The organism is Tropicibacter sp. S64 (assembly GCF_049803835.1).
Taxonomy (GTDB): domain Bacteria; phylum Pseudomonadota; class Alphaproteobacteria; order Rhodobacterales; family Rhodobacteraceae; genus Pacificoceanicola.
Genome location: NZ_JBNAGK010000018.1, coordinates 1 through 13,904 on the forward strand (window position 1 = coordinate 1; position 13,904 = coordinate 13,904).

Annotated in this window: 15 protein-coding genes and 1 tRNA gene; 4 read left to right on the plus strand and 12 right to left on the minus strand. The window is 64.6% G+C overall.

Annotation, left to right across the window (positions count from 1 at the left end; translation table 11 throughout):
• From gap to rocF, 7 genes are all read right to left on the minus strand, one after another.
• Positions 1-928: type I glyceraldehyde-3-phosphate dehydrogenase (gene gap, locus ACP159_RS22675; protein WP_425102012.1), on the minus strand; the 928-nt coding region annotated here is incomplete at its 3' end.
• A 157-nt stretch (positions 929-1,085) separates the two neighbouring features.
• A complete protein-coding gene (locus tag ACP159_RS22680) occupies positions 1,086-1,229 on the minus strand; it encodes a hypothetical protein (RefSeq protein ID WP_425102013.1) in 144 nt (47 codons plus the stop codon).
• Between the two features lie 49 nt (positions 1,230-1,278).
• Positions 1,279-1,812 carry a helix-turn-helix transcriptional regulator gene (locus ACP159_RS22685; protein WP_425102014.1) on the minus strand — a complete coding sequence of 178 codons (534 nt, stop codon included), beginning with the start codon at positions 1,810-1,812 and terminating at the stop codon, positions 1,279-1,281.
• Positions 1,809-2,348, minus strand: a complete 540-nt coding sequence (locus ACP159_RS22690) for a cytochrome b/b6 domain-containing protein (RefSeq protein WP_425102016.1) — start codon at positions 2,346-2,348, stop codon at positions 1,809-1,811. Before ACP159_RS22690 ends, ACP159_RS22685 begins: the two co-directional genes overlap by 4 nt.
• Positions 2,349-2,479: 131 nt before the next feature.
• Entirely contained in the window at positions 2,480-2,722 is a 243-nt protein-coding gene (locus ACP159_RS22695) for a PepSY domain-containing protein (protein WP_425102017.1), read from the minus strand.
• Positions 2,723-2,887: 165 nt separating this feature from the next.
• A complete protein-coding gene (locus ACP159_RS22700; RefSeq protein ID WP_425102018.1) occupies positions 2,888-3,943 on the minus strand; it encodes an ornithine cyclodeaminase in 1,056 nt (351 codons plus the stop codon).
• Between the two features lie 20 nt (positions 3,944-3,963).
• Positions 3,964-4,881 carry an arginase gene (gene rocF, locus ACP159_RS22705; RefSeq protein ID WP_425102019.1) on the minus strand — a complete coding sequence of 306 codons (918 nt, stop codon included), beginning with the start codon at positions 4,879-4,881 and terminating at the stop codon, positions 3,964-3,966.
• Between the two features lie 119 nt (positions 4,882-5,000).
• Here rocF and ACP159_RS22710 point away from each other — a divergent pair, with 119 nt between their 5' ends.
• Positions 5,001-5,429: an Lrp/AsnC family transcriptional regulator gene (locus tag ACP159_RS22710; protein WP_425102094.1), complete on the plus strand. Its 429-nt coding sequence runs from the start codon at positions 5,001-5,003 to the stop codon at positions 5,427-5,429.
• On the plus strand, positions 5,426-6,538 hold the full coding sequence (locus tag ACP159_RS22715) for an acetoin utilization protein AcuC (protein ID WP_425102020.1): 1,113 nt from the start codon (positions 5,426-5,428) through the stop codon (positions 6,536-6,538). Before ACP159_RS22710 ends, ACP159_RS22715 begins: the two co-directional genes overlap by 4 nt.
• A gap of 25 nt (positions 6,539-6,563) precedes the next feature.
• Here the strand turns inward: ACP159_RS22715 and ACP159_RS22720 are convergent.
• Together ACP159_RS22720 and ACP159_RS22725 are read right to left on the minus strand one after the other, a co-directional pair.
• A tRNA-Gly gene (locus tag ACP159_RS22720) sits at positions 6,564-6,634 on the minus strand.
• A gap of 74 nt (positions 6,635-6,708) precedes the next feature.
• A complete protein-coding gene (locus tag ACP159_RS22725; protein WP_425102021.1) occupies positions 6,709-8,745 on the minus strand; it encodes an ASKHA domain-containing protein in 2,037 nt (678 codons plus the stop codon).
• Positions 8,746-8,914: 169 nt separating this feature from the next.
• Between ACP159_RS22725 and ACP159_RS22730 the strand changes: the two genes are divergently transcribed.
• Positions 8,915-10,123 (plus strand): hypothetical protein, encoded by a 1,209-nt coding sequence (locus ACP159_RS22730; protein ID WP_425102023.1) that lies wholly within the window; start codon positions 8,915-8,917, stop codon positions 10,121-10,123.
• Between the two features lie 59 nt (positions 10,124-10,182).
• Here ACP159_RS22730 and ACP159_RS22735 read toward each other — a convergent pair whose 3' ends face one another.
• From ACP159_RS22735 to speB, 3 genes are all read right to left on the minus strand, one after another.
• On the minus strand, positions 10,183-11,331 hold the full coding sequence (locus ACP159_RS22735) for a CaiB/BaiF CoA transferase family protein (RefSeq protein ID WP_425102024.1): 1,149 nt from the start codon (positions 11,329-11,331) through the stop codon (positions 10,183-10,185).
• Between the two features lie 108 nt (positions 11,332-11,439).
• A complete protein-coding gene (locus ACP159_RS22740) occupies positions 11,440-12,234 on the minus strand; it encodes a VPLPA-CTERM sorting domain-containing protein (protein ID WP_425102025.1) in 795 nt (264 codons plus the stop codon).
• Positions 12,235-12,291: 57 nt separating this feature from the next.
• Positions 12,292-13,260 carry an agmatinase gene (gene speB, locus ACP159_RS22745; RefSeq protein ID WP_425102026.1) on the minus strand — a complete coding sequence of 323 codons (969 nt, stop codon included), beginning with the start codon at positions 13,258-13,260 and terminating at the stop codon, positions 12,292-12,294.
• Between the two features lie 128 nt (positions 13,261-13,388).
• Here speB and ACP159_RS22750 point away from each other — a divergent pair, with 128 nt between their 5' ends.
• Positions 13,389-13,856 carry a DM13 domain-containing protein gene (locus ACP159_RS22750; RefSeq protein ID WP_425102027.1) on the plus strand — a complete coding sequence of 156 codons (468 nt, stop codon included), beginning with the start codon at positions 13,389-13,391 and terminating at the stop codon, positions 13,854-13,856.
• Positions 13,857-13,904: the final 48 nt, after the last annotated feature.

The following is a 13,904-nucleotide window of genomic DNA, read 5'->3' on the forward strand; positions in this document are numbered from 1 at the left end:
TCAGGATGCGGACCATGGTGCCGTCCATGACCTTGGTCTGGTCCGTGTGGAAGACCGACGAATGCGGGTCATGGTTGAAGTCGGAGCTGACGAGTTTCTTGTCGGTGTAGCCGAGGATGCCCTTGAGCGGGCCGTCGGCGGCATCGCGGATCGCGTCGTTGATCTCCTGCACGGTGGTCGCGCGGGACGCCTCGAAGGTCAGGTCGACGACGGAGACGTTCGGCGTCGGCACGCGGATCGCGACCCCGTCGAGCTTGCCGTTCAGTTCCGGCAGAACCAGCCCCACGGCCTTCGCCGCGCCGGTGGACGTCGGGATCATCGAGAGCGCGGCCGCGCGGGCGCGGTAGAGGTCCTTGTGCATGGTGTCCAGCGTCGGCTGATCACCGGTGTAGCTGTGGATCGTGGTCATGAAGCCTTTCACGATCCCGACGGTATCGTTGAGCACCTTGGCCACCGGCGACAGGCAGTTCGTGGTGCAGGAGGCGTTGGAGACGACGATGTCGTCGCTGGTCAGCACGCTGTCATTGACGCCGAAGACGATGGTCTTGTCGGCACCGTCGCCGGGGGCGGAAATCAGCACGCGCTTAGAGCCATTCTCCAGGTGCGCCTTGCACTTCTCCTTGGAGGTGAAGATGCCGGTGCACTCCATCACCACGTCGATGTGGCTCCACGGCAGCTCGGCGGGATTGCGGATCGCGGTCACCTTGATCGGCCCGCGGCCCACGTCGATCCAGTCGTCGCCGGAGGACACCTCGACCGGGAAGCGGCCATGGACGCTGTCGTATTGCAGCAGGTGGGCGTTGGTTTCGACCGGGCCGAGATCGTTGATCGCGACGACCTCGATGTCGGTGCGGCCGGATTCGATGATCGCGCGCAGGACGTTGCGGCCGATGCGGCCAAATCCGTTGATGGCAACCTTGACTGACATGGAGTTCTCCCTTTGTGCCAAGTGGCGGTGCGGCTGTTAACGCTAACAATCAAAGCCGCGACGAAAAGTCAACGCCGGAGCGCCACAGCCTCGTGTGTTTTCAAGATTTATGCCGGGATGTGTAACAGGAAAGGCCGCGATCGGAAACAGAGGCGTCTCAGCGCCAGAACGCCAGCCACTCGATCAGGTCAAACATCTTCTTGGCCAGGAACAGCAGGTGTTCGCTGCCGTACATCAGATAATCGACGCCCAGGCCGCCGAGGATCAGCGCTCCGAGGACGATGGCGAGTGTATTGGTCATGACGGCTCCGGCGGGTTGCCCTCGTCTTTGCCAGAGCAGGCGCGGGCTGTCACGCCTCCGCTGCGATCTGCGCGGCTTTTTCCGCCACATTGCCCGGCTGCATCAGGTCCTCGACGAAGAGACCGAGGAGCGCGCCGCGTCCGCCGACACCGGCCTTGCGGTAGATCGCGCCAAGCTGCGCCTTGACCGTGCCCTCCGCCGTGCCACGCAGGGTGGCAATCTCGGCGATGCTCATGCCCTTGAGCGTGAAGGTGGCCACGTCCGCCTCTGACGGGGTCAGCGACCAGCCGCGAAACCGGGCCTCCATGATGTCATGAAAGGCGCCTGCCGCCACGGAGAGTTGCGCCTCGAGATGGGCCTTGCGCCGCAGCAGCCGGACGAAGACGCGGATCTCAACCGCCACACCGGCCAACAACCCCAGCGCGGCACAGGCTTCGATGATGAAATGCGGGTGATTGAACGGCGGCCAGGACAGTTCGAACCCGTCTACGGCGACATCAGACAGAAAGACGATCGCGCAAAGCAGCTGGCCCGCGATGAGAATCGCGAGGCCAAGCATCTTGTTGTCCGGTTCGGCAGTCATGACTCGAAGGTTACGCCTTCGGGCAGACGTTTGACACCCGTGACCATGGCACGCGGCAAGTTGACGCCGGTGCGGCGGCTTTCCCAGATCACTGCAGCGACATGCATCACGACGCTGATCTCGGTCCAGGTGACGAGGGCTTCATGGGTTTGCTCGACCCAGTCGACACCCCAGAAGGTATTGGTGGTCATCATGTAGCCGGTCAGCGCTATTCCGGCGATGCTCAGAAGCAGGTTGAAGATCATAAGCCCGCCCAGCGGGGTATGGCCGCGATGCGCCCTGCGCCGGCCCGCCGCCATATCGGCCATTTGTCCGAAGATGCCGGATCGGGTGGGCCAGAAACTGGCGAACCGCGCGGTCCAGGGCCCGATGATCCCCCAAACCAGCCGGAAGGCGAGCAGCCCGGCGATGGTGTAGCCGATGATTTCGTGCAGATCGCTCTCGGCGTCGGTGAACAGGGCATTGGCGGCAAAGAGCCCGACGAGGCTCCAGTGAAAGATCCGCACGAGCGGATCCCAGATGCGGTGGTCCGTCATGGTGTCGCTCCTTGGCATGACTGTGGGAGAGGGTGGCGGGGCAGAGTGCCCCGCCAGAAGCCTGTCACGCACGAGGGGGTGACCGTGCGGGACTGTGACAGGCAACCGGGACCCCGGGTCCGGCGTCAGACTCAGTTCTTGATGCGCACCACGTTGAAGTCGGCGTCGAGATACAGCTCGACGCGAGCGCCATCCTTCAGCGCGTAGACTTCGATCATGCCGTCTTCGCTGTCGATCTTGCGGACTTCATAGCCCTCTTCGGTCAGCTTGGCGCGAAGGGCGTCCTGCTGTTCCACGCTCAGGTCGGTGGACGCGAAGGCGGCACCGGCGCCGAGGGACAGGGCGAGGATCGAGGCGGTCAGAATGCGGGTCATGGGGGAACTCCTGATTGGGTTGCGGTCCGGACGGGGTGTCCGTGACTGAAGCCAACCTGCATCCGGTCCGCCGTGTCCTGCCATTCGTCTTCCGGCACAAACCGGCGGCTTTACCCGCCGGTTTGCGTATCTATGCCTTTGGTTTATGCCTGATTTCGCTCAGGTTTATGCCGCCTGGACGCTGGCCGAACGGGTCAGCATGCCGAACAGGTCGCGCGGGTCATCCGGGTCCGCAAGCAGGTCCAGCGCCACCATCATCCCTGTCTCCAGCGCCTTTTCGCGCACGAACCGCAGGGCGCTGAAGTCCTCGATGGCAAAGCCGACACTGTCGAACAGCGTGATCTGCGCCGCGTCCCTGCGCCCTTCGGCCGCTCCGGTCAGCACCTGCCAGAACTCGGTGACCGGGAAATCACCCGGCATCTGCTGGATCTCGCCTTCGATTCGGGTCTGCTCGGGGTATTCGACGAAGACGTCGGCGCGGGTCAGAATCTCCGGCGCCAGCTCCGTCTTGCCCGGGCAGTCGCCGCCGATGGCGTTGATGTGCACGCCGGGGCCGACCATGTTGCCCGACAGGATCGTCGCGTTCTTCTTGTCCGCGGTGCAGGTGGTCAGGATCTGCGCTCCCTCGATTGCCTCCTCGGCGCTTTTGCAGGCGATCACGCGAAGGCCGGTCCCTGCAAGGTTCGCGGCACATTTTGCCGTTGCCCCCGGATCGGTGTCGTAGAGACGGACCTCCTCGATCCCGAGCATGGTCTGCATGGCGAGGCACTGGAACTCGGATTGCGCACCATTGCCGATCATCGCCATGACCTTCGAGCCTTTCGGCGCCAGATGTTGCGCGGCAAGCGCCGACATGGCGGCGGTCCTGAGCGCGGTCAGCAGGGTCATTTCCGACAGCAGGATCGGATAGCCGGTGTGCATATCCGCCAGCAGGCCAAACGCCGTGACCGTCTGCAGGCCTTCACGCGTGTTCTTCGGATGTCCGTTGACGTATTTGAAGGCGTAATGAGTCTCATCCGCGGTGGGCATCAACTCGATCACCCCGACATCGGAGTGGGCGGCGACGCGGGGCGTCTTGTCGAACTGCTCCCAGCGGCGGAAATCGTCTTCGATGGCACAAGCGATCCCGGTCAGCATCTGCGGCAGGCCGACGCGATGGATCAGCTGCATCATGTGATCGACGGAAACGAACGGCACGAGGGCCTTGTCGGAGGGCATCATGGCGGTGTCCTTTCTAAGGGTCAGAGGCTGCGCGGCGTCGGTCGGTCAAAGACCTTTCGGCCCAGTCCGGAGGCGCAGAGGTCGACCATCAGCTGCGCCGTGCGGCCGCGCTCGTCGAGCATCGGGTTGAGTTCCACGAGGTCCATGGATGTCATCAGGCCGCTGTCGTGGATCATTTCCATGACGAGATGCGCCTCCCGGACGGTGGCGCCACCCGGCACCGTGGTGCCCACTGCGGGGGCGGCGGCCGGGTCGAGGAAATCCACGTCGAGCGAGACGTGCAGCATGCCGTTGGCCTCCTCCACGCGCTTCAGGAAGGGTTTGAGCAGGGCCGTCACGCCGAATTCGTCGATCGCCCGCATGTCGAAGCGGTGCACTTTCGAGGCTTCCAGCGCACCGCGCTCCGCCCCGTCGACCGACCGCAGGCCAAGGATGCAGAGGTTTTCCTCCGGGATCGGGTCATTTACGGGCGGAAATTGGTCGAATCCTGCACGACCTGTGACATAGGCCAGCGGCGTGCCGTGCAAATTACCGGATTCCGTTGTCTTGGGCGTGTGGAAATCGCTGTGCGCGTCCAGCCAGAGAACGAACTGTGGGCGACCCTGCCTCGCCGCATGGGCTGCGACGCCATGCACCGTGCCAAGGCTGAGCGCATGGTCGCCCCCCATGAAGATCGGCAGGCCCCTGGTCATGGCAGCCTCCGCGGCCCGGCTCAAAGCCCCAGTCCAACCGACGGTCAGGCCCAGCTCGTGCAGGTGATCGTCCGTCAGATCGCAGGCGTCCGGTGTCACGTTGCCGAGGTCATGGGCCGTATGACCGAGGTCGCGCAGCGCTTCCGGCAGGCGGGCAATGCGATAGGCGTCGGGGCCCATGAGGCAGCCCTTGCGGGTCTTGCCGCTGTCGACGGGGGCTCCGATCAGAAGGATGTCCAGTGTCATGTTGTGATCCTGTTTTCGCGTTGTCTGTGATAGTGTCTGTGCAAAACGCGCAGGAATTAAGGGTTCATTTTGCCCGAAACGAGAGTATGTTTGCCGAAACGGAGGGAGAAATGGCCGAACTGGATGACGTGGATCACCGGCTGATCGCGGCACTGCGCTTCGACGCCCGCGCCGCTCTGTCCGATCTTGCGGTGCAACTGGGGCTGTCACGCACCACGGTGCGCACCCGCATCGAGCGACTGCGCAGCGCCGGGGTGATCGTCGGGTTTTCCGTTGTGCTGAAAGACGATCTCAGCGCCGACGCGGTGCGGGCGCTGATGATGATCGGGATCGAGGGGCGGGGGGCAGACCGGATCAAACGCCAGATCCTCGGACTGCCCGAGGCACGTGCGGTGCATTCGACCAACGGGCGTTGGGATGTGATCGTGGAACTGGGCGCGGCCAGCCTCGAGGCTCTGGACCAGGTGCTCGACCGCATCCGGCGATTCGACGGAGTCTCGACCTCGGAAACGTCTCTGCTGCTTTCGACACGGCATCCCGGGCGATGAGCGCGCCGATTTTCATCGGCTCGCGCATCTACCGCGGCTCCAGCTACGGACGCCTGCATCCGCTGTCCATCGAGCGGGTGCCTGCGGTCACGGATTTGTGTCGGGCCCTCGGATGGCTGCCAGATGGCGTATACCAGACATCACCCCGGGCAAAACGTGCGGCATTGGCCCAATTTCATACCGAAACTTACCTCGATGCCCTGATCCGTGCAGAAAGCGACGGAGCGGTCAGTGACGCGGTCCGCGAGCGGCACGGTCTTGGCACGCTGTCGAACCCGGTCTTCCCCGAGATGTTTCGACGTCCCGCCACGGCGGTCGGCGGCGGGCTTTTGGCGGCGGATCGTGTGGCCTCGGGCGGCATGGCCTATAATCCCGGCGGCGGGACCCATCACGGTTTCGCCGATCGCGCAGCAGGTTTCTGTTATCTCAACGAGCCGGTCCTGACGATCAGGCGCCTGCTCGCCATGGGTCTTTCCCGCGTCGCCTATGTCGACATCGACGCGCACCACGGCGATGGGGTCGAGGCGGCTTTCGTTGGGTCGGAGCGGGTCCGGCTGATCTCGGTGCATGAAGCACAGCGTTGGCCTTTCACCGGTGGGCTGGATGACGATGCGGGTGGTGCGGCAATCAACCTGCCGGTGCCAAAGGATTTCAACGATGACGAATTCCTGTTCGTTCTCGGTGAATTGATCCTGCCGCTGGTCGAGGCGTTCCGGCCGGAAGCGATCTTTCTCCAATGCGGCGCAGATGCGGTTGCCGAGGATCCGCTGTCGCGTCTGTCGCTCTCCAATCTCTGCCATCGCGCCACGGTGCGCGGCCTTCGATCCCTGTCGCCGCGGCTGATCGTGTCCGGCGGCGGGGGATACAATCCGTGGTCCGTCGCGCGTTGCTGGGCCGGGGTCTGGGCGGAGATTGCCGGGATGGACATACCGGTCCTTCTGCCCGAAGCCGCCCAGACTGTGCTACGCGGACTGTCGTGGTCGCGGAAGGGGACGCCGTCCGAAGCAATGCTCACGAGCCTGTCGGATGCACCACGCGGAGGTCAAATTCGGCACGAAATCCGCAAGTCCGTGCATCATCTGCGTGCGCGGTGGTCAATTCAGGTATGAAATCGGGTGTTTCGCGAACGATTTGAGCGGGTAACGGGAATCGAACCCGTAACTAAAGCTTGGGAAGCTGCCGTGATACCTTTTCACCATACCCGCGCTCGCAGGACGATTGTCTATCCGCGGCACCTGAGCCGTGCAAGAGCCTTTGCGCGTCGTTTCGCAAAATTCGCTCAGCCCCGGCGTCGACGCCGCCCGCCGCCTTCACCCCCGCCGGTATTGAAGCTGACGTCCGGCAAGGTCGCGATAGAGTGCAGTTCCGGGAAGGGATCGGTGGCGTGCGGGATCGCATTGGCGTTGACGAAGTGCTCCTGGAAGCGCGGTTCGATGGCGGTTTCGACCTTGGTGATCTCGCGCACGACCCGCTCGATTTCGCGTCGGGCGCCGACGTTGCACAGCGCGATGCGCGCGCCGGTTCCGGCGGCATTTCCGGCACTGGTGACCTTGTCCAGCGGCACGTCGGGGATCATGCCGAGCACCATGGCGTGCAGGGGCGAGATATGCGCGCCGAACGCGCCCGCTAGCACCACGCGGTCGACCTTGTCCACACCGCGCTCGTCCATCAACAGGCGGGCCCCGGCGTAAAGCGCAGACTTGGCCAATTGTATCGCGCGGATGTCGCCTTGGGTGACGGTGATGCGCGGGCCGCCTTCAGCGGTGCCGTCGTGAATCAGGTAGGCGTGGGTGCGTCCCTCGGGAGTGCAGCGTTCCGTGCCGGTCTGTTCGGCGGAGCCAATCAGCCCCTTGGGATCCAGAAGCCCGGCGAGACGCATTTCCGCCACGGCCTCGATGATGCCAGAGCCGCAAATGCCGGTGATGCCGGTTTGCGCAGTTTCTTCCCAAAATCCGTCTTCATCTGACCACTTGTCGCAGCCGATGACCCGGAATCGTGCATCTTTTGACACGGGATCAATGCGGATCGCTTCGATTGCCCCCGGTGCGGCGCGTTGACCAGAGCTGATCTGGGCGCCCTCGAACGCCGGTCCGGTGGGCGAAGAGCAGGCCAGAACGCGGGTCTTGTCGCCGAGCAGGATCTCCGCGTTGGTGCCCACATCGACGATCAGCGCGAGGTCCTCGCTCTTGCCAGGTTCTTCCGACAGGGCCACGGCGGCGGCGTCGGCACCCACGTGCCCGGCGATGCAGGGCAGGACGTAGACCTGGGCCGAAGCGGGCAGGGCCGCGAGGTCTAGGTTCGCCGCGTTCATCGCCACCGCGTTGGATGTGGCCAGCGCAAATGGCGCTTGCCCCAGTTCCACCGGGTCGATGCCGAGCAGCAGGTGATGCATGACCGGGTTGCAGACAAACACCGCTTCGACGATGAGCGACGGATCGATCTCCGCGTCCTTCGCGATTTCCACCGCCAGAGTGTTCAGCGCCTCGCGCACGGCTCGCGTCATTTCCAGATCGCCGCCGGGGTTCATCATGGCATAGCTGACCCGGCTCATCAGGTCCTCGCCGAAGCGGATCTGCGGGTTCATGATGCCCGAGGAGGCGGTGACCTCGCCTGTTTCAAGGTTCGTCAGATGTGCCGCGATGGTGGTGGAGCCGAGGTCGATGGCGAGGCCAAAGAGGCCTCCCTCATGCAGCCCCGGCCAGAGCGCGGTGATGCGGGGCGGGCGGTCGTCGCCTTTCCAGAGGGCCACGGTAACGCTCCAATTGCCCTTGCGCAGGACTGGCTGAAGCCTGCGCAAGATCGGGAAATCTGCCGTCACGTCGTCGATATCCCATTGCGATTTCAAGGCCTTGCGCAGCCGTTCGAGATCGCCGGTCGGCTCGTGCATGTCCGGTTCCTGCACCTCGACATAATAGAGCCGCGTCGCCGGGTCCATCTCGATGACCCGGGCGGAGGCCGCCTTGCGGACAACCTGCCGATGCACCTGGCTTTCGGGTGGCACGTCGATGACCACGTCGCCTTGCACGGTGGCCTGACACCCCAGACGGCGACCCGCCTTCAACCCGCGCTTGTCCTGGTAGCGTTGCTCGACGCTGTTCCATTCGGACAATGCCGTGTCGGAAACGGTCACGCCATGTTTGGGGAAATCGCCGAACGCCGGCGTGATCTGGCACTTCGAGCAGATGCCGCGCCCGCCGCAGACGCTGTCCAGGTCGACGCCAAGCTGCCGTGCGGCGGTCAGCACCGGCGTGCCGAGCGGAAAGCGCCCGCGTTTTCCGGACGGGGTGAATATGACGAGGGGGTCTTTTGCAGTCATGTCATGTCTCGCGCGTTTGGCCGGACCATAGCCAAGGGCGCGGGAATGGGAAGTGCGCACGCGTCATATCGCGGCCAAATCGCGCCATCCGTGCCGGAAATCCTTCTTAACCACGCCTTATTCATCCCGGAGGATACTGAAAACGCTGGCAACACGCAGGAGCGGAGCGATGAGCGAAGCGCTGACATTCATTCTCGAAAACGCAGGCAGCGTGGCGCGCTATGCGGTGTTGATCGTGGCGGGGCCTTTCCTGTTCAGGCTGGGGCGGGCTTTTCTCAGCGGTTTCTGGCGGTCATACACGGACGGGGCGCTGGCCAAAAAGGGCCGTGCGGCCTTCGATATTCCGACGCGCGACGTTCCGGAAGACAGCGCGGCCTCCCTGCGCATCGACCAGATGTTGGAGGACGCGTGGGACGCGCGGGACTGGGTGCGCCTCGGCAAGACCTTGCGCGAGATCGAGCGGGAGCCGTTCGATGTGGGCTATGGCATCAAGGCGCATGATTATGCCGCCGATCACCTCATCGAGCCTTTGCTTGACGCAGGGGCAGACCTGCCGGATGTGCCGATGGCGGAGGATTTCGGGAAAGTCGACGCGGAACTCGAAAAGATCCGCACGATCGCTATCACCAACCCGCATGTGCCGATGCTGACGGTGCTCCTGTGCCATGCGCTGACCCGCGCGGCGTGGATCGCACACGGGCAATTCTACGGCCGGACGCAGACGGAGGACGGCATGGCGCGGTTCTACCAGTGGAGCGCGGAGGCGGAAGGGCTGATCCTCGACACCGGGCGCGACCCAACACAATCGCCGCTGCTGGCGCAGGCGTGGTATCACTGCGCGCTGGCACATGACTTTGAGGAGGCTGGGCGTGAATTGCGGCGGCGATGGGAGGGCGTGTTGAAGGCCGATCCGGCCAATCTGGCGCTCTGGGAGGAACACGCGCACCACATGCTGCCGGGCTGGTACGGCTCGGAAGAGGAGGTGGGCGCGGTGGCGGACCGGGCGGTGCGGATGACGGAGCAGGATTACGGCAGCGCGATTTACGCGCGGATCATGCTTTCGGTCTGGCCCTGTATCTCGCTGCTGGACGTGCCGGGCTACACGGGCGAGCGGTTCGATCAGGCGATGGACGAGGACATCCGGCACGCGGGTGGCCAGCCGCAAGCGAATTTCTACGCCATGTGGTTCTGGCGCAATGGCCCGCGCAGCGACACCGTACGGATTTTCCGCGAGCATCTGGACGAGGTCTATCTCGACATGTGGCCCGAAGGCGCACCGCGCGACGCGCTTTATGCGGCCTTTGGAATGGCCTTCGGCGGCAAGGCTTCCGGGCGCGGCGGTGAGGCGATCGACGCAGGGGATGCGGTCGCCGCTTGAGGTTGCCCAAGGACGGTGGCCGGCTTCGTCGGAGTGACAGCCGCCGGGTCACAGCCCGGTCATTCCTTGCCAAGCCATCGCAGGATTTCACCCCGGTTGCCGTCGAGGTCGGGCGCCGGGCCACGGGTGGTCGGGTCCGGGGCGTCGGACAGCTTGATCGGGTTGCCCGCCGCCTTGTAGGCCGCGCGTCCGTTCTTGTCCAGGATGTCCACCACCATGTTCCGCGCCAGGATCTGCGGGTCCTTCATCACCTGGTCGACGGTCTGGATCGGCCCCGTCGGGATACCCGCTGCGGTCAGTTTCGCGATCCAGTGGGCGCGGGTGTTGTCAATGGTCACCGCCTCGATCAGCCGTTTCAGCAGACGGGCATTCTTGCACCGCTCCGGGTTGGTGGCAAAGCGCTCATCGCCGATCAGCGGCAGGTTCAGCGCCACGCAGAGCTTTTCGAACAGCTTGTCATTGCCCGCAGCAATGACGAAGAGCCCGTCCGAGGCGTGGAAGGTCTCGAACGGCGTGATCGACGGATGCCGGGCACCGGAGGGCAGCGGGGCCTTCCCGGTCACCGTGGTGATGGCCACCGCGTGTTCGAGGATGGCCAACTGGCTGTCCAGCATCGCCACGTCCACCTTGCGTCCCCTGCCGGTCTTTTCCCGGTCGTAAAGCGCCGCCAGGACCCCCTGCGCGAGGAACATCCCCGCCACGATGTCGCCGATGGAGGCGCCCACGCGCACCGGGTCGCGGCCTTTTTCGCCGGTGATGCTCATCACGCCCCCCCGGGCCTGAACGACCATGTCATAGGCCGGGCGTTTGGCGTCCGGGCCGGTGTGGCCGAACCCGGAGACCGCGCCGTAGATCAGCCGGGGAAAACGCCCGTGCAGGTCTTCCCAGCCATAGCCCATGCGCTCCATCACCCCGGGGCGGTAGTTCTCTAGGATCACGTCGGACCGCGCCAGCAGCACCTCGAAGATGCCGCGATCCTCCTCGTTCTTCAGGTCCAGTGCGATGCTCTTCTTGCCGTGGTTGATGGCGGCGAAATAGGCGCTCTTGCCGTCCTTGAACGGCGGGAAGGCGCGGGTGTCGTCGCCGCCACCCGGGCGCTCGACCTTGATCACCTTCGCGCCCATGTCCGCGAGAGTCATGGAGCAATAGGGCCCGGCCAGCACATGGGTCAGGTCAAGAACGGTCAATCCGGCGAGGGGCAGGGCCATGGCGTGATTCCTGTTTGTCTTGTCTTGCTGCTCGCTGCCAGAAGACAGTGACGCGGGCGTGACGACAAGGGGAACCGGCGCACTCGGCGGCAATTTGCGGCAGGCTGCTCAGCCGCTGACCGCTCTGCGTCGCAGAGCCGCGAGCGCTCCGAACGCCATCACCAGCATGGGCAGGGACGCGGGCAGGGGAACCGGGGCGACGACGCTGTTCAGGACATTGTTCAGGAAAGTCATCGCAGAGGCGTTCGGGGTGCTGCCCCAGACCGGGTTTTCGTCGCTGAAGAAAACCACGTACCCCTGTCCGTATTGCGCGCCGAGCACCGCGCCGCGCCCGGCGACGGTGGCGAAGACATCAATGCTGAGCGGCTGGTTGTTCAGATCGCGGTGCGCCATGTTCCAGGTGAGATAGGAGCTGCTGGACGCGCCGAGCAGGCTACTTGGGGCCACACCGGCAAGGAAAGGATGCGCGATGCCGGTCCAGTTGCCGCCGGAGTAGAATTGCGAAATGTAGTTGAAGCCGAACAGGCCGGACCAGCGGTTCAGGTCCGTCGCATAATTGCCATTGCCGCCGAACTGTACATAGATGCCACCGTCGCTGACCCACTGGCGCAGGTCCGGCACCTCGCTGCCCTGCGGGTAGGTTCGGCTCACGGGCGCCCCGGCCCGACCGTGCATGAAGACATCTATGCTGTCGAGATAGGCTGGCGTGAGGTCCCGCGCGGCGCTGGCGAAGTCATGCCCCTGACTTTGCAGGCCGGCGACCATGCCGGAATAATCGCCGCCGAGGATGGCATCGCCGTAAAGTCGGTAGCCGTCGAGCGAGCCGACGGTCGCAGCGTCCAGATCGGTTGAAGAGAGTGCGCCGACCAGCAGCGCGGCGGACAGGAGCCGTTTCAAATTCATGCGAATAACCCGGTACGTATCAATTGCGGCACTTATAGTCGCAATTGATACATCGGGTCAAACTCCCGAAGCAGCGCGCCGCGCGTGGAACACAAATCCAAGCAGGTTCATCAGGAGTTGCGCCGCAAGGATGCTGGTCGAGCCGGTGGGGTCGTAGTCCGGGGCCACCTCCACAAGGTCGATCCCGACGATCTCGCGGCCCTGCACGGCTTGTTGCAGCAACTCCAGCACCTCGTAGTAGAGAAATCCGCCATGGCTCGGCGTTCCGGTGCCGGGAGCTATCGACGGACAGAAGGCGTCGATGTCGATGGTGATATAGAGCGGCACGCCCTGCGGGATGCGCGCGGCGGTCTCGGGAATGCCCAGCCTGCGCACCTGCCGGACCGAAAGGATGTCGGAACCCATGCCCCGCGCTGCCTCGTAGCCCTCCTTCGCTGTGCTCGACACGTTGCGGATACCAACCTGCGTCAGGCCGCTGACCCAGGGCTTCTCCGCCGCCCGCCGCATCGGGTTGCCATGGCCGCGCGTCACCCCGTGGCGCTCGTCGACGAAATCGAGGTGGGCGTCGATCTGGAGGATGTGGAAGGGGGTACGCCCTTCATAGGCCTCGATGCAGGGGATGTTCACCGAGTGATCCCCGCCGATCACCACCGGCAGGGCCCCGGCCCTGAGAGCCGCCTCGACCCCGGCGCGGATGTTCGCGTGGCTCCGGAGCGTGTCCGTATGCACGATATCCGCGTCGCCCATGTCGACGATGCGCACCTCCTCGCCAAGGTAAGTGACATCGTCCTCGTGGTCATACGCCCCCGCATGACCGAAGGAGAACAGCGTGGACGCCTCCCGCACCCCGCGCGGCCCGAACCGCGCCCCGGCCCGCCACTGGGTGCCCGCATCGAAGGGCGCCCCGAGCACCGCGACGTCCGCGTCAAGGGTTTCCCAATCCGCCACGTAGGGCTTCTTCGCAAAGGTGCAGATCCCTGTGAAGGGCAGGTTCAGCCGCCCCGTGTCATACCCGTGCATGGCCATCGCTCCTGTCAGATGTCTGTGCGCAGAGTGTGCCGGGGATCGGGCGGAGGCAACGGCAAAACCCTTTGGTGCACCGCCGGTTTCATGGCATGTCTGGGTTCGGGTCGGAAAGCCCCGGGGAGAAAGCCATGCGCCTGCTGTTTTTCATTGTGTCCCACGCGGTCATGCTTGGCCTCGGCTTTGCGCTCGGGGTGTATGTCCTGCCCATCCTGACGGCACCGGACTCGCCCGATGCGGCCATGCTCGAAGAGAAGGCGCGGGGCGCAGCCTATCAGGCCACGCTGACCCGCGACCTCAAGGGCAGCGATTTCCTGCATTGGGGCGAGGGCACGATCAGCCTGACCGAAACGGAAATCGTGCATGAGGGCGCACTGGCACCGGGGCCGGATTACAAGCTCTACCTCGTCCCCGAATTCGTGGAGGACGAAGCCGGTTTCGAACGCGTGAAGGCGCAGGCGCTGCGGATCGGCGATGTCAGGACCTTCTCCGGCTTCGTTCTGGAGATCCCCGACGGCGTGGACCTGACGCAATACACCACCGTCCTGATCTGGTGCGAGGCCTTTGGCGAGTTCATCACCGCCGGGACCTATCGCTAGGCCGGCCTGCGACAATCGCGAGAGCGGCACCGGATCGCGGCTTTCAGC

What these genes read in the sequence shown, in the direction of transcription:
- ACP159_RS22680 (WP_425102013.1), bottom strand. Translation starts at nt 1,229, where the DNA reads ATGACCAATACACTCGCCATCGTCCTCGGAGCGCTGATCCTCGGCGGC.
- ACP159_RS22685 (WP_425102014.1), bottom strand. Translation starts at nt 1,812, where the DNA reads ATGACTGCCGAACCGGACAACAAGATGCTTGGCCTCGCGATTCTCATC.
- ACP159_RS22690 (WP_425102016.1), bottom strand. Translation starts at nt 2,348, where the DNA reads ATGACGGACCACCGCATCTGGGATCCGCTCGTGCGGATCTTTCACTGG.
- ACP159_RS22695 (WP_425102017.1), bottom strand. Translation starts at nt 2,722, where the DNA reads ATGACCCGCATTCTGACCGCCTCGATCCTCGCCCTGTCCCTCGGCGCC.
- ACP159_RS22700 (WP_425102018.1), bottom strand. Translation starts at nt 3,943, where the DNA reads ATGATGCCCTCCGACAAGGCCCTCGTGCCGTTCGTTTCCGTCGATCAC.
- rocF (WP_425102019.1), bottom strand. Translation starts at nt 4,881, where the DNA reads ATGACACTGGACATCCTTCTGATCGGAGCCCCCGTCGACAGCGGCAAG.
- ACP159_RS22715 (WP_425102020.1), top strand. Translation starts at nt 5,426, where the DNA reads ATGAGCGCGCCGATTTTCATCGGCTCGCGCATCTACCGCGGCTCCAGC.
- ACP159_RS22725 (WP_425102021.1), bottom strand. Translation starts at nt 8,745, where the DNA reads ATGACTGCAAAAGACCCCCTCGTCATATTCACCCCGTCCGGAAAACGC.
- ACP159_RS22730 (WP_425102023.1), top strand. Translation starts at nt 8,915, where the DNA reads ATGAGCGAAGCGCTGACATTCATTCTCGAAAACGCAGGCAGCGTGGCG.
- ACP159_RS22735 (WP_425102024.1), bottom strand. Translation starts at nt 11,331, where the DNA reads ATGGCCCTGCCCCTCGCCGGATTGACCGTTCTTGACCTGACCCATGTG.
- ACP159_RS22740 (WP_425102025.1), bottom strand. Translation starts at nt 12,234, where the DNA reads ATGAATTTGAAACGGCTCCTGTCCGCCGCGCTGCTGGTCGGCGCACTC.
- speB (WP_425102026.1), bottom strand. Translation starts at nt 13,260, where the DNA reads ATGGCCATGCACGGGTATGACACGGGGCGGCTGAACCTGCCCTTCACA.
- ACP159_RS22750 (WP_425102027.1), top strand. Translation starts at nt 13,389, where the DNA reads ATGCGCCTGCTGTTTTTCATTGTGTCCCACGCGGTCATGCTTGGCCTC.